The following is an 18,106-nucleotide window of genomic DNA, read 5'->3' as shown; positions in this document are numbered from 1 at the left end:
CTAGTAGGTTTTAGATCTGTATAGTTCGCCGTTAAAGTAAAATTCTTTTTTTACCAGTTTTTGGTTTTCATTGTAATAATGGGTTTCTCCAGATCTTTTATCATTTTTATAGTTAATAAGCTCTTTTAGTTTGCCACTTTTATGGTATTTTTTTACCAAGCCTTCTAAAACCCCCATATTGTAATTGCTTTCGGTTTTTATTTTGCCATTTTCATAATACTCAATGTTAAGGCCATCGTATTCATCATCAATAAAATGCATTTGTTCTTTTAGTTGCCCTGAATAGAAATATATCTTGTAAGAATTAATTAAATTACCATTTTTATATTCCAGTTCCCTGGCAATATTTCCGTTGTTATAATAGCTCGTTATTTTTGTCGTTTCATTTGTTATAGGAATCATGGGCAATTCTTTGGAGTTTTTATCTAAATAACTGTATCCAATAAGCGTACCATGGTTGTAATACCTTGTAAGTTGAAGGTTTCCGGATGGGCAGTAAAAAACAGTTTTTCCATGTAAAACGTCGTCAACATAATCTGTGGTTCTGGCTTTCTTACCGTTTTCATGATACCTAACCCAAGTGTTTACCCTTTTACCATATTCGTAAAATAATTGAGCTTCAACAGCCCCATCTTCGTAATAGTTCAGGCTTTCTCCGTTTAGGTTGCCGTTTTTGTAGTTCATGGCACTCTCTGTTTTGCCATTATCGTAATACCAAATCCATTTACCATCTTGAGCACCATTCCAATAGTTTCCTTCGGTTGATTTATTTCCGTAGAAATCATAACCTAAGTATTTGCCATGTTTTATACCGTTAACATAGTCAATAACTACATTAGGTGTTTTATTCTGGTGTAAAATTTTTATTGTAAAGTTGCTGGCGTTTGGTTCGTAATTAACGGTATTGATAAGGTTACCCTGGATGTCAAAATACGTTTCTTCCAAAAGTTCACCATAGCGGTATTTGCTTGTGTGCTCTAGTTTGCCATCAACACTGTAAAATTCCTGGACACCATGTAATTTATCCTTGTGATAAAAATTTATAACCTGTAACGTACCATCAATATAATAAGATTGCCATTCACCGTGACCAAGATTATTTTTATACCAACCTTGTCTTTTTAGTTGTCCGTTTTTAAAATAATTTGAATAATATCCAGATAGAGAATCGTTTACATAATTACTGATAGATTCCACTTTCCCGTTATTGTGGTACAGAATGTATTCTCCAGTAGCTTTGTTTTTAGAGTAGTTGCCTTTTTCTATTAAGACACCATTCTTCGAAAAAAACTCCCAATATCCTTCTTTTCCTCCTGTAATGTCATAAAGTCCTTTCGATAAAATATTACCATTAGGGTGGTGCCCTTTAAATTGAAACTCTCCACCTTTCTTCTTGCCTTCACTTAAAACATTGCCCTTTTTGTCGTAGTATTTGTATTCTATTATTTCGCCTTTTCTGTATAGGTAGTCATAGTAAGGTTTACCGTCGGTGTCGAAGTATTTATATTCGCCATCTAAGCTTCCTTGGTTATATGAAAAACTTGCTTGTAAGGTGCCATCGCGATAATAAGATTTCCATGGTCCGTTATAGTAGTTTTCTGAAGCATGACCTTCTTCAAGTGTGTTTCCGTTCGTATAGTAACTTTTGTAGCTACCGTTTAGTTCCCCATCAATATAATTTGTTTCACTAGACACTTTTTTATTTAAAAAGTATTTTTTTTCTACACCCTGCCTTGTGCCTTCTCTAAACGGCATTTCAGCATATACTGTTCCGTCGGCGTAGTATTCATGTGCCAAATTACTGATTGATCCGTTTTTGTAAGGAATGTTAAATTCAAGCAAATCCTTGCCCACTGGAAAGTATGATTGATATAAACCGTCTAATTCACCATTTTTGAAGAACTTTTTCTGAATGAGCGCTCCCTTATCGTTATAGTATAGGTATTCTCCATTTAATTCATTATTTAAATAATTGGCGTAGATATAAGGCTTTCCGTTTTTATGAAATAAACGATTTTCTCCCTCCAAAAAGCCGTTTTTATAATTGGCAGTCTCTTTGGTTTTTCCGTTGTTGTGAAACCAGGTCCACGTACTTGTCCTTTCTCCTTTATCATTATATGAGCCGACCGATATCAATTGGCCATTTTGGTTATAAAAATTCCATTTGCCAATGCTTACAGTATTGTTCATTTTTCCAATGGCTTGAACGTATCCGTTGTAATAATTAAAAGAAACTTCCTGTTTTTTTTCTTGGAACACCAAGGTATTATCTTTTAAAACATCATGCCATTTAGGGTAGAATAGATCTACAAATTCCTTGATTTCCTTTTCTTTTTGCTTAATAATCTTCGCATATTTTTCGTTTTGAATTGAATACGATAGTGTATATGTGAAATTGTCGAATAGGTTGTTCTTCTTTATCCATTGAAAAAAGGGAATGTATTTTTTATCCCAAAACCCATTGCCACCTTCAAAATCTTCAAGTTGGGTTATTAGTGCATGATTCTGTCTTGTTAGAGCAATATCAATTTTGTTACCTGTTTCATAATTTTCGTTTAGGGCTATTTTATTACTCAAAACTAAATCGATATTTTCAAAATGCTTATCATCATCAGAGATTTGCAATTCAGGGTTCGCGATGTTTTCATTTTTTTCAGCCACCAAATTATTCAAAGATTTTAGTGTGTTGAAGGCGCCATTTTCATCAAAAGTTAAAAGTAAGTACATATTGTAGCACAGAAGTGCCTGAGACATGAGTTCTTGGTTGTAACAGATATTTCCAAGTTGAAGATGTGATTTGGCATAAGTTGGGTTGAATAAGATTGCTTGTTGGTAGGCGTAAACAGCTTCATTGATTTTATTAAGTGTTTCTAAAGCAACGCCTTTATTATACCATAATAAATAATAATTAGGATAGGTTTTTAAGCCCTCGTTATAAATTTGAATGGCCTCGTTATACTTTTCTAATGACGCAAAGGCTAACCCTTTATTTATGTAAAATGATAAATTAGTATCGTAGTTGTTTAGGCGTAAACCTTCGTCGGTAACTTTTATTGCCTCTTCGTACTTTTCAGAATTTAGCAGATAATATGATTTAGAAATCAAAACACTCGCATATGTGGAATCGTTTTTATTGATTTGATCTAAAATATCAATAGTTTTTTCATAATCATTCTCTTGTATGGCTTTTGATGCCTGAGAATAGACTGTATCATAATCTATGAATGGAATTTTTTCTTGTGAAAAGATTGAAAGCGATGTTATAAGATAAAGGGCAACAAATAATTTTTTCGTCATTGGTATAGTTTCGTCGAGGTAATTGTGCGAAAAATTTACATCTTTTTGTTGTCTTTACAAATAAAAAAACCATTTTATTGTTTAAATACACAATTTATAAGGGGAATCGCTCTACTAAACTTTAATCTGTTTTTACACTCAAAGTTGAGTGTTTTTTGGTGTATTTTAAAACCATTACCCCCTAAACAAAAAGAAGTCGTCTTTCATGTCTTCAATTTGGGTGTCTTCGTTTGTAATAATATAATCGATGGCTTGGGTGGTAAAGTCGTCGCCCTTTTTGGTAAGCGATACAATATCTTTTTCAATAGAAATCATGTTGTTTTTTAAAGCTAGGGTTAAAACCGTTTTGCTTCGTACTTTATGCCAGTTAATATGCTCGTTAAGGTGATTAACGTGGCGTTCGCTTTCCTCGGTATGGTTTTTTAGGTGCAGTAAAAAAGTAAGCAAAGAGACTTCTGTACGTTGCTGTTTTTCTCTATACAAAACGGCAAGAATACCTTTGCTTGGGGCAAACAGATAAACTATTAAAAATAACAAACCTAACATGGTAGTAATAGATCCAGCAATAGAAGCGTCTAACCAGTGGGCCACCCAATAGCCAGAAATAGCACTAAAAACCCCAAAGGTTATTGCGTAGATTAGCATGCGTTTTAAATCGGTGGTAAGTAAATAAGCTATAGCGGCAGGAGCTATCATAAGCGCAACGACCAAAATGGCGCCCACAGCATCAAAAGCACCAACAGTTGTAATTGATGAAACCGTCATTAAACCATAATGAATTATGGTTGGTGAAAACCCTAGTGAAGCCGCTAATCCAGCATCAAAAGTGCTCACTTTTAACTCTTTGAAAAATGCAAAAAGTAATGCGGTGGTGACTACTAAAATACTTCCGATAACCCACAACGATTTTGGTCCTACATCAATTCCAGAAATAATCAATCGGTCGAAAGGAGCAAAAGCTAATTCACCCAAAAGCACAGCATCAACATCTAAGTGAACATCGTTGGCGTTTTTTGCTATAAGAATCACCCCAATACTGAACAAAATGGGAAACACTAAACCTATGGCCGTATCTTCTTTTACTAAACCTGTTTTTTGAATGTACTCCACTAAAACGACAGTTATAATACCGGTTATAGTGGCCAAAAGAATAAGCAAAGGCGAGTTTAAATCTTGTGTGATGAAAAAGCCGATAACGATGCCTGGTAAAATAGAATGGCTAATGGCATCGCTTATCATGGCCATCTTCCTTAAAACTAAAAAAGTACCTGGAATAGCACAAGCTATAGCTACCAAACTAGCAATAAGCTGTATTTCTATTTGTGCACTACTCATCGGTTTTGTTTTGTTGGTTGTATAGGTTAGCCGCTGTATTAAAGCCTTTTTCGGTTAAACTCCACATATTGCCTTCTAAAATCACATAGTTTTTGTTGACCAACTTTTGTAAAGAACTTTTGGTGTAGCCATGAAAATTATTTAATATTTTGATGGTGTGCGGATGCGAAATATCATCATGTGTTGATGCAATGCGGTACATAAAAGCCAATGTTTTGTGAAGCTCCAAATCACGACGGTTTTTTATAAAACGGATTTGTTTAAAAAGGAGTCCGCGATTGGGAGAAAAAACGAATGAGAACAGCACAAAAATACCCGCAACGATAACGATTACCGGTCCAGTTGAGAGGTTGTTTTGAGTAGCGCTAATAGCCGTACCAAAAACCCCGGAAAAAGCACCAAAAATAGCGGCTAAAAAAACCATGGTGCTTAAACTGTTTGTCCATTGCCGTGCAGCAGCAGCTGGAGCCAAAAGCATGGCGCTCATTAAAACAACTCCAACCGTTTGTAAACCTAAAACGATAGCCAAAACGATAAATGATGTAATTAACACATCAATTATTTTTGTGTTAAACCCTAAGGTTTTTGTGTAATCGGCATCAAAAAGAAGAATTTTAAACTCTTTCCAGAATAATAACAAAACTATTAAACAAAGTCCTGTTACGAAGGCCATGAGCCAAACATCGCTTTCCACCAGCGTGGCGGCCTGACCAAATAAGTATTTGTCTAGCCCAGCTTGGTTAGCATTGGGTTGCTTTTGAATAAAGGTGAGTAGCAGCATCCCAAAACCAAAAAATAAAGATAAAATAAGCCCCAAGGCCGTATCAGGTTTTAAATGTGTTTTACTGATGATGCTCCGAATCCAAAATGTTCCAATTAAACCGCTTACCAAAGCTCCTAAGAGTAAATAATTGCTGTCTTTTGTTCCCGAAATTAAAAAAGCGATAGCAATACCAGGGAGGGCGGCGTGCGAAATGGCATCGCCTAAAAGGCTTTGTTTTCGCAATACAGCAAAACTACCAAGCATACCAGTAACTGCTCCAAGAATGGCAGTGCCCAATGTAATGGTGCGAAGTGTGTAGTCGCTTAAAACAAGTTTTATGTATTCTGTTAGGTCTATTTTGTTTGTTTTTTTGTCATTGAGAGACTTTTTAAAGTCGTGACAATCTTTTTTTCGAATCTTAATTTTAAAAGATTAACACGCCGTTTCGATTTTCATCGAAACTCCTCGTAATGTTGGGTTATTTATTATTTTACTCCTGAATACTTACTTTATAATTAATGCCATAGGTTTTAGTTAAATTATCGTCATTAAAAATATCCTTAATCGGACCTGTGGCAATTTTTTTAACGTTTAAAAAGGTTACCCAATCAAAATATTCAGGTACGGTTTGTAAATCGTGATGCACTACAATAACGGTTTTTCCAGCTTTTCTAAGTGCTTTTAAAATATTTATGATGGCAATTTCGGTTGATGCATCAACGCCTTGAAATGGTTCGTCCATAAAATAAATGGATGCGTTTTGTACCAAGGCCCTAGCAAGGAATATACGTTGTTGCTGTCCGCCAGAAAGTTGACTGATTTGTCGGTTTTTAAACGGCAACATCCCGACTTTTTCCAGAGCTTCAAGAGCTTCCTTTTTTTCTTTTTGCCCGGGGCGTTTTATCCAGCCTAAACTTCCGTAAGTGCCCATCATTACTACATCTAGTGCCGTTGTAGGGAAATCCCAGTCTACACTTCCTTTCTGTGGCACGTAAGCTACTTTGTCGCGTTGTTTTTCATAAGGTTGCCCATAAATGCTCACGCTGCCCGCAATAGGTTTTAAAATACCCAAAATGGATTTTATAAGCGTGGATTTTCCGGCACCATTGGGCCCAACTATGGCCATGAGAACACCTTCGGGGATTTCTAAATCGATATCCCAAAGTACGGGTTTATAATTGTACGCTACCGTTAAATCATCAACTTGTACAGCAATCACTCCTGTCGATGCATGAGTCTCTCTTTGGGTTTTGTCATTTTTTTGTAACATAATTTCTTTTTAATGTTCATTTTGTCACGATACAAAACAAACCAAAAAATCATATTTTAGGTCATTATTTCTGATTTTTGATGATTCGGACCATGTCCGAATTAGGGACTTGACTTTCTACATTTTTTATTCAATACAAAGTTAGTCTTTTTCAGTTTTTAAAATCTGTAAACTTATCACACTAAATTATGCAATTCCTCCCTGAGCCTGCATTGAGCGCAGTCGAAATGGGGAGTTAGGTGGGGCTATTCACTTCAGCGCATTAACAATCGTATTTACATTATGCTTAAACATGCCAATGTAGGTGCCTTCGGCAGTACCTGTATTTCCTAAGGCATCAGAGTACAACGAACCACCAATTTCCACATGATGTCCTTTTGAATTCACTGCCGCTTGTAACGCTTCGATGGTGCGTTTTGGTACTGAACTTTCAATAAAAATGGCTTTTACTTGCTTTTCAATGATATATTTTGAAAGGTTTTGGACGTCTTGAACGCCAGCTTCGGTGGCTGTTGAAATACCTTGTAAGCCAACCACTTCAAATTTGAATGACTTGCCAAAATAGTTAAATGCATCGTGAGCAGTGACCAAAATACGTTTTTCTTGCGGCAAGGTGCTTATGGTTGATTGTAATTCTGTTTTTAATGCATTGAGTGTGTCGATATAGTTTTGGGCATTGTTTTGAAACGTGGCTTTATGTTCAGGAATAGCTTCTGATAGTTTGTTGGCCACAAATTTGGTGGCCTGAATCCAATACTCTACATTGAACCAAATGTGTGGATCGAAGTTAGATGCGAAATATTCTGAGCCAATTAGGGTAGTTTTGTCTAGCGCATCTGAAATCGCCACGGTTTTTTGGGTTTTCATTTTTTCAAAAACATCAACCAACTTGCCTTCCAGGTGTAAGCCATTGTAAAAAATAATATCGGCACTTGCTAATTTGGTAACGTCGCCTTCGCTCGCTTTATAAAGGTGCGGGTCTACTCCGCTGCCCATTAAGCCTTGCAGATTAATGTATTCGCCGCCAATATTTTTAACCAAATCTGTAATCATAGTGGTCGTGGTAACCACGTTTAATTTTCCATTAGTTTTTTTATCGCTTTTACAGCCGAAGGATAATGTGATAAGAGATAAAACAAGTATATATTTTTTCATTTAATTTTTTGTGCTTTATGATTTGTTTTGGTATTGGTTACAGCCTGCCAAATGCCCATTATGGGCTTTAATTAGATCAAATTTAATTTAAAGTATAGCGTAAACCAAAAAATAGTCGTCTTCCTTGGTTGGGCCCATAAACGTAGGATGGGTCGAAGGTTAGTGCATACGGATTGTTGGCGGTTGCGATGGCATTTCCGTTGTTGTCAAATTGAACATTTTCATCAAAAGGATCTTGGGCACGGGCGATAATAAACGGATTACCTTTGTTGGGTGTCCAGTTCAATACATTTTTTACACCACCGTAAACTTCAAAGTTCTTTAAGCCATCAAAAGTCAGTTGGATGTTTTGAATACTCCAATAAGGAGATTCGGGCTGCCGAGGGTCTAAATCGCCCAAAAGCGGCAAACGCATAGGGCCGTAAAGGTTTCCAGTATAATCCAGAAGCAAATTGTACTTGTGATTTTTGTACGATACCGCCCAGGTTCCGGTGAAGCTTTCGGTTAAAATTTGGCGTTCGGTTACCCCGTTTTCGGTTTTCGATACATCCTGCAAGGTTGCGCCTGCCAGTAATTTTATGCCGTTGGGGAACATGACATCGATATTTAGACTAACACCTTGGCTTACCGCTTTTCCTTCTAAGTTGTCATAAATAATTTGATTGGGATTGGTGTCGTAATCTGGTAAAATGATGTTGTTAAAATGGGTGTACCAAGTTGAAGCATCCAGCCCGATAATGAAGCCGCTTTTGGAGAATATTTTGGTCATATAATTAATATTTACGTTATATGAGCGTTCTGGTTTTAGGGCTTCGGTTACCACTACGTTGCGTGCTCCCGTAAGTGCGGCATGTTCTTCCGTAAATAAATTGACCACTCTAAAGCCTGTTCCGGCATTGATGCGGAAAATGTCGTTTGCGGTAGGCTTGAATTTATAGGCCAATCGTGGCGTAAAAATATTACCGTGGCGTTTGTCATAATCGTAACGCGCACCTAAAAGGAGATTATGTTTTTCGTGTAATTTTATTTCGTCTTGAACAAATAATGATGGAATAATAAGTTCTTCTTTTACGGTTGAAGGCGTTTGGTCGTTATAAAAATTATAGCGCGCTGCCGCACCTAACAAAAGGTCGTGGTTGTTTAGTAGTTTGTCCCAGGTAAATTGCCCAAAACCAATACGCTGTTTGGCCAAATAAGGCATATCGCCATAAACGGAGTTTTGGTCATGGTCAGTATAAGAAAACTGGAATAGTACTTTTTCGTCAATGGGTAATTGGTACTTTCCTAAAAGTTCGAAGCGACTGGTGTAGATGCTTTCACCGTAAATTTCGTCGCCACCGCGATAAGAAGGGTTCCATTGCATTTCACCGCCCCAACGGTCTTCGTAAAAATATCGCCCAGCCAAAGAAAACACGCGATTGTTTTGGCGTTTAAAATTCCATTTTTGAAATACCGAAATACGGTCTTGCAGTGTGACATCAGTAAAATTATCGTTGTTGTTATCAATGGGGTTGCTATAATTAAAGTAATTAACACCCGTGAGTACATCGGTTTTCTCGCCTAATTTGACCTTAAAACCGAGGTCTAAATTGGCTTCACCCCAACCAGAAACATAACTGTCTGCAAAAACTAGAGGGGCATGCTCTGGTAGTTTGGTAATGATATTTATAAGGCCGCCAACAGCCTCACTACCGTACAGCGAGGAGGCGGGGCCCTTAACAATTTCAACCTGTTCTATAAGTGAATTAGGAATGCCTGATAACCCGTAAACCGTTGAAAGCCCACTAACAATGGGCATGCCGTCGATTAAAACTAAAGTGTAAGGGCCTTCAAGTCCATTAATGTGGATGTCGCCTGTATTGCAAACGTTGCAGTTTATTTGGGGGCGAACGCCATTTACATTTTGTAGCGCTTCAAAAATATTAGGGGTTGGATTCTTTTTTAAAAAGGTAGGGCTGTAAACTTCAACTGGCACGGGGCTTTCTAGTCTAGAAACCGCTTTTAGGGTTCCGGTAACCACGACTTCGTCGAGCATTTCCGATTCCTCTAAATGGAAATCAATGGTTACGTTTTTATCAGTTATAGTTAAGCGTTTTTTTCGTGTTTTATAGCCAGTAAACGAAACAAATATGGTGTATTTCCCTGTCTCTACATCTTTAATGGAATAGGAACCATCTTCTTTTGCTATGGTGCCTTTCGAACTTTCCTTTATAAAAACATTGGCAAAGGGTAACGGCTCACCGTTTGAAAAGACACGGCCACTTATTTCTTGTGCATGCAATGAAAATGAGATGAAACTTAAAAAAATTATAAGATGTTTCAATTGGTATATTTTTTGTAGTTAATATTGTTTATTTTATGCAAATATAAATATTAATTTAGATTAATCTAAAAATAGATTTAAAATAATGATTAAACTATATTTGTGTTTTAAATAAAAAGGTGATGATAACGCTAACAGAAGAAAACTACATTAAAACCATTTACCAACTTGGCCGATACGGTACCTTAACGGTAAGTACCAACAGTATTGCCCAGGCTATTGAAACGAAAGCGTCGTCGGTGACCGATATGATTAAAAAATTAGCTGAAAAAGGTTATGTTAATTACAAGCGGTATCAAGGTGCAACTTTAACAGCCAAAGGAAAAAAAATAGCTGCCGATGTCGTTAGAAAACACCGTTTATGGGAAGTGTTTTTGGTTGAAAAACTCAACTTTTCGTGGGATGAGGTTCATGAAATTGCTGAGCAATTAGAGCACATAAAATCGGAAAAACTGATAAGCGAACTCGATAAGTTGCTGGATTATCCCACACACGACCCGCATGGCGATCCCATTCCCGATAAATCAGGCGATATTAAAAAAACCGATAAAACCTTGCTTTTCAATTTAGCTGAAAACACCAAAGGGGTTTGTGTTGGGGTAAAAGATACCTCTTCGGCATTTTTAAAGTATTTGGATAAACATAAAATTGCCCTCGGTTCAGAAATCAATGTGATTTCTAGAGAAGATTTTGATGACTCGATGGTTGTTAAAATTAATGGCAGCCAAATGAGTATTTCGCAAACCGTGGCCAATAACTTGTTTGTTAAAGAAGAATAATATGCTCATAGAGCGTATTAGTGGCATCCGCAATCATCATTGCCACAGGCCTTTTTGGTTTTTGGTGTTTTCCAAAAGAATTTCTTTACTAAAAACACAATAGCAAGTACCAGAGCACTTATTACCAGTATATTTTGAAGGAGTATGTTCATATTTCTTTCGTCGGAATTAAATTAGTTTCATTTCAAAATTTGAAAAGCAATTAATGCTGCCGCATAGGCGATTCCGGTCATGACCACAAGTTGTAAGGTTGGCCATTTCCATGAGTTTGTTTCTCGCTTTACAATGGCCAATGTACTCATACATTGCATGGCAAAGGCATAGAAAAGTAACAATGAAATACCTGACGCAAAGTTAAATAAAGGACCTCCCAAAATGGGGTTTACTTCGGCAGCCATACGGTTTTTAATGGTGGCTTCATCATCGCTCCCAACGCTGTAAATGGTGGCCAAAGTACCAACAAATACTTCTCGGGCAGCAAAACTGCTTACTATGGCAATACCAATTTTCCAATCGTAGCCCAAAGGCCTTATAGCTGGCTCTATGGCTTGACCGGTAATGCCTATAAACGAATGCTCTAGTTTAAAAGAAGCGATGTGTTGTTGTAAGTCTTCTTTAGATATATTTTGTGAAGCATATTTTTCTGTTACAATTTCTTCGGCGTTGTTAAAATTGTCTCCGGGGCCATAAGATGCCAAAAACCATAATATGATTGAAATGGCCAAAATAATTTTTCCGGCGCCAAAAACAAAAGACTTGGTTTTTTCAATGACCGTAAGCGCTACATTTTTAAAAAGTGGTAGTTTGTAGTTTGGCATTTCAACAACAAAAAATGTTTTACTTCTAATTTTTAAAACTTTGTTTAGAATGTATGCCGAACCGACTGCGGCACCAAAACCCAAAAGGTATAAGAGCATTAAGGTTAAAGCTTGGTAGCCTAACCCAAAAAATCGACCCTCAGGAATTACCAAAGAAATAATAATTAAATAGACTGGTAGTCTTGCAGAACATGTGGTAAATGGAGTAACCAAAATAGTAATCAAGCGTTCTTTCCAACTTTCAATATTTCTAGTGGCCATAACTGCTGGAATAGCACAGGCGGTGCCAGAAATTAAAGGCACGACACTTTTTCCACTTAATCCGAAACGTCTCATAACGCGATCCATTAAAAATACCACGCGGCTCATGTATCCGCTTTCTTCTAAAACAGAAATGAATAAGAATAAAAAGGCTATTTGAGGAATAAAAATAACGATGCCGCCGAGTCCAGGTATAACGCCTTCTGCTAAAAGATTGGTGAAAGCCCCTTGCGGAAGCTGTGTTTTTAACCATTCGCTAAGTGATGCAAAAGTTTCGTCTATAAAATCCATGGGTATGCTAGACCAATCGTAAATAGCTTGGAAAATGAGCAATAAAATAACAAAGAAAATTATGTAGCCCCAGACTTTATGGGTTAAAATTCTGTCGAATTTGGTGCGTAAATCTTTGGCTTGCGATATATCAATTGTTTGCCCTTTTTTAAGAACGTTGTTTATAAATTGGTAGCGCTTTATGGTTTCTTTTTGTTGTAAACGTTTAAGGTCGGCTTCATTCTTTGTTTTAAAATCGGCTACAGCTTCAATTTCGTTTCTATCTGTTTTTCCAAAGTTTACATCTTGTGTAATAACCAACCATAGTTTGTAGAGCAATTGATTTGGAAATGCTTTTCTCAGGCCATCAAAATAATCTTTGTCTATTTCTGAAGCGTTTAAGCACGGTTCGGAAGACACGTTTTTGTAGTTTTCTATTAGGGATTTAAGGAGGTCAATGCCTTCCTTTTTTCGCGTACTTACAAGAGCAATTTTGGTATTCAGTTGTTTTTCTAAGTATTCAATGTCTAACGAAATGCCTTTGTATGCCATGCGGTCGGCCATATTGATAACCAAAATCGTGGGGATTTCCAAATCTTTAATTTGGGTAAACAGCAATAGGTTTCGTTTTAAGTTCTCAACATCGCTCACTACAACGGCGACATCGGGGAAATCTTTGTCGTTTTTATTGAGTAATAATTCAATAACTACGTTTTCATCTAAAGAAGATGCGTTTAGACTGTAAGTTCCGGGTAAATCTATTATATGGGCTTTTACGCCACGCGATAACTTGCAGATACCTTCTTTTTTCTCAACAGTTATGCCTGGGTAATTGCCTACTTTTTGGTTTAAGCCGGTTAGGGCATTAAAAACTGATGTTTTTCCTGTGTTGGGATTGCCAATAAGTGCAACATTTATTTGTTTACCCATTTTTTAATCTTTCAATTAAGATGTGAGAGGCAGTTTCTTTCCTTATTGCTAAATGAGACCCATTAATATTTAGGTACATAGGGTCTTGAAAAGGTGCCACTTGAACAAGCTCTACGGTATTACCGGGCAAGCATCCCATTTCCAATAATTTTAAAGGAATGTGTATTGACGAAACATCTTTTATAACCGCTATTTCGCCACGTTTTAAATGTGCTAATGTGTCTTGCAAGCTTATTTAGATTGATTTTAAAGAAGCAAAAGTAATGTAAAAGTTTAGAAGTATAAAAGTTCTGGCTTATTTTTTAGGAAAAGTAAAGAAAAGCGTAACAATTCCAAATAAAGCTTACTCATAACTATGTTATTTTCTGCATAAAACTTGTTTTTGCCGGGTTTTAAGTTAATATAGCATATAATTATGCCAATTATGTTGTTTTTACACTGATTTACAGAGCCTTATCTTTGCATTGTAAATATTTACATAATGTAATGGCCTACAATAATTAAAAGAACCATTGATAAATAACATCAATAAGGCAAATTACATTTTAACTTTTAAAGAACGTAAAATTTTTAATATGAAAACAAGTAACAGTATAGCAACAGAAAGTAAAGTTGGTGTAAAAACAAAACAATTCAGTAGCGCAAGTTCATTAGTTTGGAACAATAAAAGACGTTACAAATAATTAAACATTAAATCACAAAAAAAAGCGCTTTAAAAAAGCGCTTTTTTTATATACTATAATTAGTTTTAGTATTCTTCTTTCAAAATGGAAATATCATTAAGCAATCGCTCAATGTCCTCAGCATCAGTGCCGTCGTAAAACCCTCTTATTTGCCTTTTTTTATCAATGAGCATAAAGTTTTCGGTATGGATCATGTCGTAAGGGCCTTCAAACGGATTATCTTTTACGGCTAAATAACTTTTTCTGGCCAAATCGTAAATTTGTTTTTTATCGCCAGTTACTAAATTCCATTTTTCATCATTCACACCTTTTTCGATGGCATAACGTTTTAGTTGTGCCACGCTGTCAATTTTTGGAGTTACTGAATGGGAGAGCAACATAACGTCATCATCATTTAAAATTTCTTTTTGAATATCTGCCATATGGTCGGTCATAATCGGGCAAATGGTTGGGCAGGTAGTAAAAAAGAAATCGGCCACATAAATCTTGTTTTTGTAATCGTCTTGGGTAATGGTTTTTCCGTTTTGGTTGGTAAGTGAAAAATCGGCGATTTTATGATATTTTTTTTTGTACTGTAGAGTGCTGTCAACAAGTTCGGTACTCACCATGGTTGGTTGGTATATGGGTAAAGGCTTGTAGGTGTTTAAGGTGTTGTAAATCAATAAAATAATGATTATTGAAATGCCCGAGAAAACAATAGCAAAGCGCTTGTACTCCTTAAAAAAAGATAGCATAATGTTCAAATTTTAGCAAAAATACAATGAGTTTGATTAAAATGTAGTATTTTCCAAACCTAAATTTTTTAAAAGGCTCTAGATGAGAAATTTAATGTTGTTTATTGTTTTGATTATTGGCTGTACAATTTATGCCCAGGATGGAAGTTCTCTGAAGCCCTTATATGAAGCAGAAATGAAATCTGCTTTAAAGCGGATGCAATTCAAAGCGCCGGCAATAGTAGATAATTATGATTTAAAATATCATAGGCTTGCGTTTAATATAGATCCTTCTTATGCTGTTATTTCGGGTACTATTACATCTTATTTTGAAGCAAAAAACAATTTAAGCCAGGTAGTTTTTGAACTTACTGAAAATATGGTAGTTTCAGAAGTTGTACAGCGAGGTACAGCTCTGAATTTTACACAAAACAGTAATGACGAGCTTGTTATCGATTTGCAAGCTGTACAAAGTGCAGGCGCGCTGGATTCACTGGCAGTTACTTACTCAGGAAATCCAGTAGCGTCGAACCTCGACTCTTATGCTCAGAGCGAACATGATGGGCATCCTGCAATTTGGACGCTCTCTGAACCCTATGGGGCAAAAGGCTGGTGGCCCTGTAAACAAGACCTTAACGATAAAATAGACTCCGTAGACATTTTTATTACTACGCCAAAATTAGACCCCTCAGGAGAAGAGTACATAGCCGTAGCCAATGGTTTAGAGCAGAGCCAAGTTTATCAAGGGACAGATAAAACCACCCATTTTAAACATCGTTACCCTATTCCTGCATATCTTATAGCTATGGCTGTTACCAATTATGCGGTTTATACGCATACTGTGCAAAATGATGATAATCCATTTGATATAGTAAACTATGTATATCCAGAAGACTTGACTTCTGCTCAGACCAAAACGCCTGTTACCGTAGATGTTATGAACTTGTTTTCAAGTTTATTTGAACCCTATCCTTTTGCTACTGAAAAATATGGGCATGCCCAGTTTGGATGGGGAGGCGGTATGGAACATACCACGGTGTCGTTCATGGGAAGTTTCGATAGAAGCTTGATAGCACACGAACTAGCGCATCATTGGTTTGGAAACAAAGTAACGTGTGCTTCATGGAAAGATATATGGCTAAACGAAGGTTTTGCTACTTATTTATCTGGGCTTACAGTTGAACATTTAGATGGGAATGCCGCTTTTACCGATTGGAAAACACAGTATACGGCTTCTGCAACATCCTCCAGTGGTGGTTCGGTTTATTTAAAGGATAGTGATACAACAAATGTATACCGTATTTTTGATTCAAGACTTAGTTACCGTAAGGCGGCCATGGTATTGCATATGTTGCGTAAGAAAATTGGAGATGCCAACTTTTTTACGGGCTTGAAAAATTTCTTGACTAATACCAACCATGCCTTTGGATATGCTAATACAACAGATTTTATTAGCACAATGGAATCAGCTTCTTCAGAAGACTTAACCGAATTTTTCGATGATTGGATTTATAATGAAGGTTACCCTATTTATGATGTTCAATGGAGCCAACCTCAGTCCAGTCAATTGCAAATTAATATATCGCAGACGCAAAGCCATCCATCGGTAAGTTTTTTTGAAGCACCAATTACATTGCGTGTTCGTGGTACATTGGGTGAGACAATGGATATGACTTTGAATAATACAACCAACAATCAGAATTTTTTAGAATCGGTAACATTTAATGTGGCATCTGTTGAATTTGACCCTGAAGCCGATTTAATTTCAAAGAATAATATTGTAACGCTTTCCACGCATAGTGTTTTGCCTACAGAAGCTCTATCGTTATATGTCAATTCAGAAAATGAAACTCTTACCCTTGTAAATCCTAATCAAACTCAGATTCTAGGGTTTACAATTTATAATACATTAGGTCAGCGTTTATACCACGCAAAAGGTTGGGAGGATATAAGTACGGTTACCATGCCGTCTGGCTTATTTTTTGTTAAACTTCAAACAAATAGAGGTCTGATTACTAAATCGGTGTTAAAAAACTAAAGCATTCTCCATTGTCTTTTATAAAGTTGGTTTAAAACCTTACTTTTGTGCGATTATTAAAAAATTGAAAGACCATTTATGGAGTTTGTTATAAAAATATCCCAGTTTTTGTTGAGCCTTTCGCTGCTTATTGTATTGCACGAATTAGGTCATTTTATTCCGGCAAAAGCTTTTAAAACCAGAGTTGAAAAATTTTATCTATTTTTTGATGTCAAGTTTTCATTATTTAAAAAGAAAATTGGCGAAACCGTTTACGGTATTGGATGGTTGCCCCTAGGAGGTTATGTGAAAATTTCTGGGATGATTGATGAAAGTATGGATACCGAGCAGATGTCGCAAGAACCACAGCCTTGGGAGTTCCGCTCAAAACCGGCATGGCAAAGGCTAATAATCATGCTTGGCGGTGTAACCGTTAATTTTTTACTGGCTATTTTGATTTACATAGGTATGAGTTTTTTCTACGGAGAAAGTGTGCTGCCTGTTGAAAATATAAAAGATGGATTGGCCATTGAAAGTACAGTGGCCAACAAAGCAGGTTTTCAAACCGGAGACAAAATTGTGGCCGTTGACGGTGAGAAAATAGAAACCTATTCGCAAATTTCTGAAAAGGTTTTATTCGGAAAAGAAGTGCTTGTTGACAGAGACGGTTCGCAACTTACAGTTGAAATGCCCGAAGATTTTTTAGCCCAATTAATGGATTCCAAAGAGCGTGGCTTTATCAATCTTAGACAGCCTTTTATTGTTATGCAGGTTCCAGATACATCTTATAACAAGGCCAGTGGCTTAAAAAAGGGCGATCTTTTGTTGGGTTTAAATGATTACAAAACTAAATATGCCGACCAAGTTAAAGATGCTTTAGAGAACTTAAAAGGCCAAGAAGTAACCGCAACAGTAAAACGAAATGACCAAAACCTTACGTTGCCCTTAAAGGTAAGCGATGATGGTAAACTGGGCATTGTATATGCTGCTGCATCAACCCCAGAAACCTTAGAGGCTTTGGGGTATTACAATTATCAGATTAAAGATTATGGTTTTTTTGAATCTTTTCCAGTTGGGATGAAAAAGGCCAAAGACCGTATGGCATCTTATTGGGACCAGTTGGGCGCTATTTTTACACCAAGCACGGGTGCTTACAAAGGCGTAGGCGGTTTTAAAGCTATTTACGACATCTTTCCGAGCTTTTGGAGCTGGCAGGCATTTTGGAGTATCACCGCCTTCTTGTCTATCATGCTGGGCGTATTGAATCTTTTGCCTATTCCGGCATTAGATGGTGGCCACGTTATGTTTTTATTGTATGAAATGGTTTCTGGAAGAAAGCCAGGCGACAAGTTTATGGAATATGCTCAAATGGTAGGTTTCTTTATTTTAATAGCCTTGGTACTATTTGCAAACGGCAATGATATTTATAAAGCTATTTTTAATTAATTTTTTTTTGAAAAAGTATTGCAAGAACTAAAATAATATATATATT

Annotated in this window: 13 protein-coding genes; 3 read left to right on the top strand and 10 right to left on the bottom strand. The window is 36.5% G+C overall.

What is annotated here, in order from left to right; genetic code table 11:
• The 6 genes from GSB9_01976 to GSB9_01971 all read right to left on the bottom strand — a co-directional run bounded on the left by GSB9_01976 (position 1) and on the right by GSB9_01971 (position 10,143).
• Positions 1-3,297: a tetratricopeptide repeat protein gene (locus GSB9_01976; GenBank protein ID UKM65408.1), complete on the bottom strand. Its 3,297-nt coding sequence runs from the start codon at positions 3,295-3,297 to the stop codon at positions 1-3.
• Between the two features lie 174 nt (positions 3,298-3,471).
• Positions 3,472-4,632 carry a metal ABC transporter permease gene (locus GSB9_01975; GenBank protein ID UKM65407.1) on the bottom strand — a complete coding sequence of 387 codons (1,161 nt, stop codon included), beginning with the start codon at positions 4,630-4,632 and terminating at the stop codon, positions 3,472-3,474.
• A complete protein-coding gene (locus GSB9_01974) occupies positions 4,625-5,752 on the bottom strand; it encodes a metal ABC transporter permease (GenBank protein ID UKM65406.2) in 1,128 nt (375 codons plus the stop codon). The genes GSB9_01975 and GSB9_01974 overlap by 8 nt, the downstream gene beginning before the upstream one ends.
• Positions 5,753-5,885: 133 nt before the next feature.
• On the bottom strand, positions 5,886-6,665 hold the full coding sequence (locus GSB9_01973; protein ID UKM65405.1) for a metal ABC transporter ATP-binding protein: 780 nt from the start codon (positions 6,663-6,665) through the stop codon (positions 5,886-5,888).
• 249 nt (positions 6,666-6,914) lie between these two features.
• Positions 6,915-7,820: a zinc ABC transporter substrate-binding protein gene (locus GSB9_01972; protein UKM65404.1), complete on the bottom strand. Its 906-nt coding sequence runs from the start codon at positions 7,818-7,820 to the stop codon at positions 6,915-6,917.
• Between the two features lie 82 nt (positions 7,821-7,902).
• On the bottom strand, positions 7,903-10,143 hold the full coding sequence (locus tag GSB9_01971; GenBank protein ID UKM65403.1) for a TonB-dependent receptor: 2,241 nt from the start codon (positions 10,141-10,143) through the stop codon (positions 7,903-7,905).
• A 125-nt stretch (positions 10,144-10,268) separates the two neighbouring features.
• Between GSB9_01971 and GSB9_01970 the strand changes: the two genes are divergently transcribed.
• Entirely contained in the window at positions 10,269-10,922 is a 654-nt protein-coding gene (locus GSB9_01970) for a metal-dependent transcriptional regulator (protein ID UKM65402.2), read from the top strand.
• Between the two features lie 17 nt (positions 10,923-10,939).
• Here the strand turns inward: GSB9_01970 and GSB9_03320 are convergent, their stop codons facing one another.
• The 4 genes from GSB9_03320 to GSB9_01967 all read right to left on the bottom strand — a co-directional run bounded on the left by GSB9_03320 (position 10,940) and on the right by GSB9_01967 (position 14,618).
• Positions 10,940-11,074, bottom strand: coding sequence for a FeoB-associated Cys-rich membrane protein (locus tag GSB9_03320; GenBank protein ID UOR30048.1), 135 nt, complete (start codon positions 11,072-11,074; stop codon positions 10,940-10,942).
• A 27-nt stretch (positions 11,075-11,101) separates the two neighbouring features.
• On the bottom strand, positions 11,102-13,201 hold the full coding sequence (gene feoB, locus GSB9_01969) for a ferrous iron transport protein B (protein ID UKM65401.1): 2,100 nt from the start codon (positions 13,199-13,201) through the stop codon (positions 11,102-11,104).
• A complete protein-coding gene (locus tag GSB9_01968; protein UKM65400.1) occupies positions 13,194-13,430 on the bottom strand; it encodes a ferrous iron transport protein A in 237 nt (78 codons plus the stop codon). The genes feoB and GSB9_01968 overlap by 8 nt, the downstream gene beginning before the upstream one ends.
• 519 nt (positions 13,431-13,949) lie before the next feature.
• Positions 13,950-14,618 (bottom strand): SCO family protein, encoded by a 669-nt coding sequence (locus tag GSB9_01967; GenBank protein UKM65399.1) that lies wholly within the window; start codon positions 14,616-14,618, stop codon positions 13,950-13,952.
• Between the two features lie 82 nt (positions 14,619-14,700).
• On the opposite strand from GSB9_01967, the gene GSB9_01966 reads away from it, so the two are divergent.
• Positions 14,701-16,635, top strand: coding sequence for a T9SS type A sorting domain-containing protein (locus GSB9_01966; GenBank protein UKM65398.1), 1,935 nt, complete (start codon positions 14,701-14,703; stop codon positions 16,633-16,635).
• Positions 16,636-16,713: 78 nt separating this feature from the next.
• A complete protein-coding gene (gene rseP, locus GSB9_01965; protein UKM65397.1) occupies positions 16,714-18,060 on the top strand; it encodes an RIP metalloprotease RseP in 1,347 nt (448 codons plus the stop codon).
• Positions 18,061-18,106: the final 46 nt, after the last annotated feature.

Source organism: Flavobacteriaceae bacterium GSB9, from assembly GCA_022749295.1.
Lineage (GTDB): Bacteria > Bacteroidota > Bacteroidia > Flavobacteriales > Flavobacteriaceae > Flavisericum.
The sequence above is the reverse complement of the archived record's forward strand: the minus strand, read 5'-3'. Positions and strand labels throughout refer to the sequence as shown.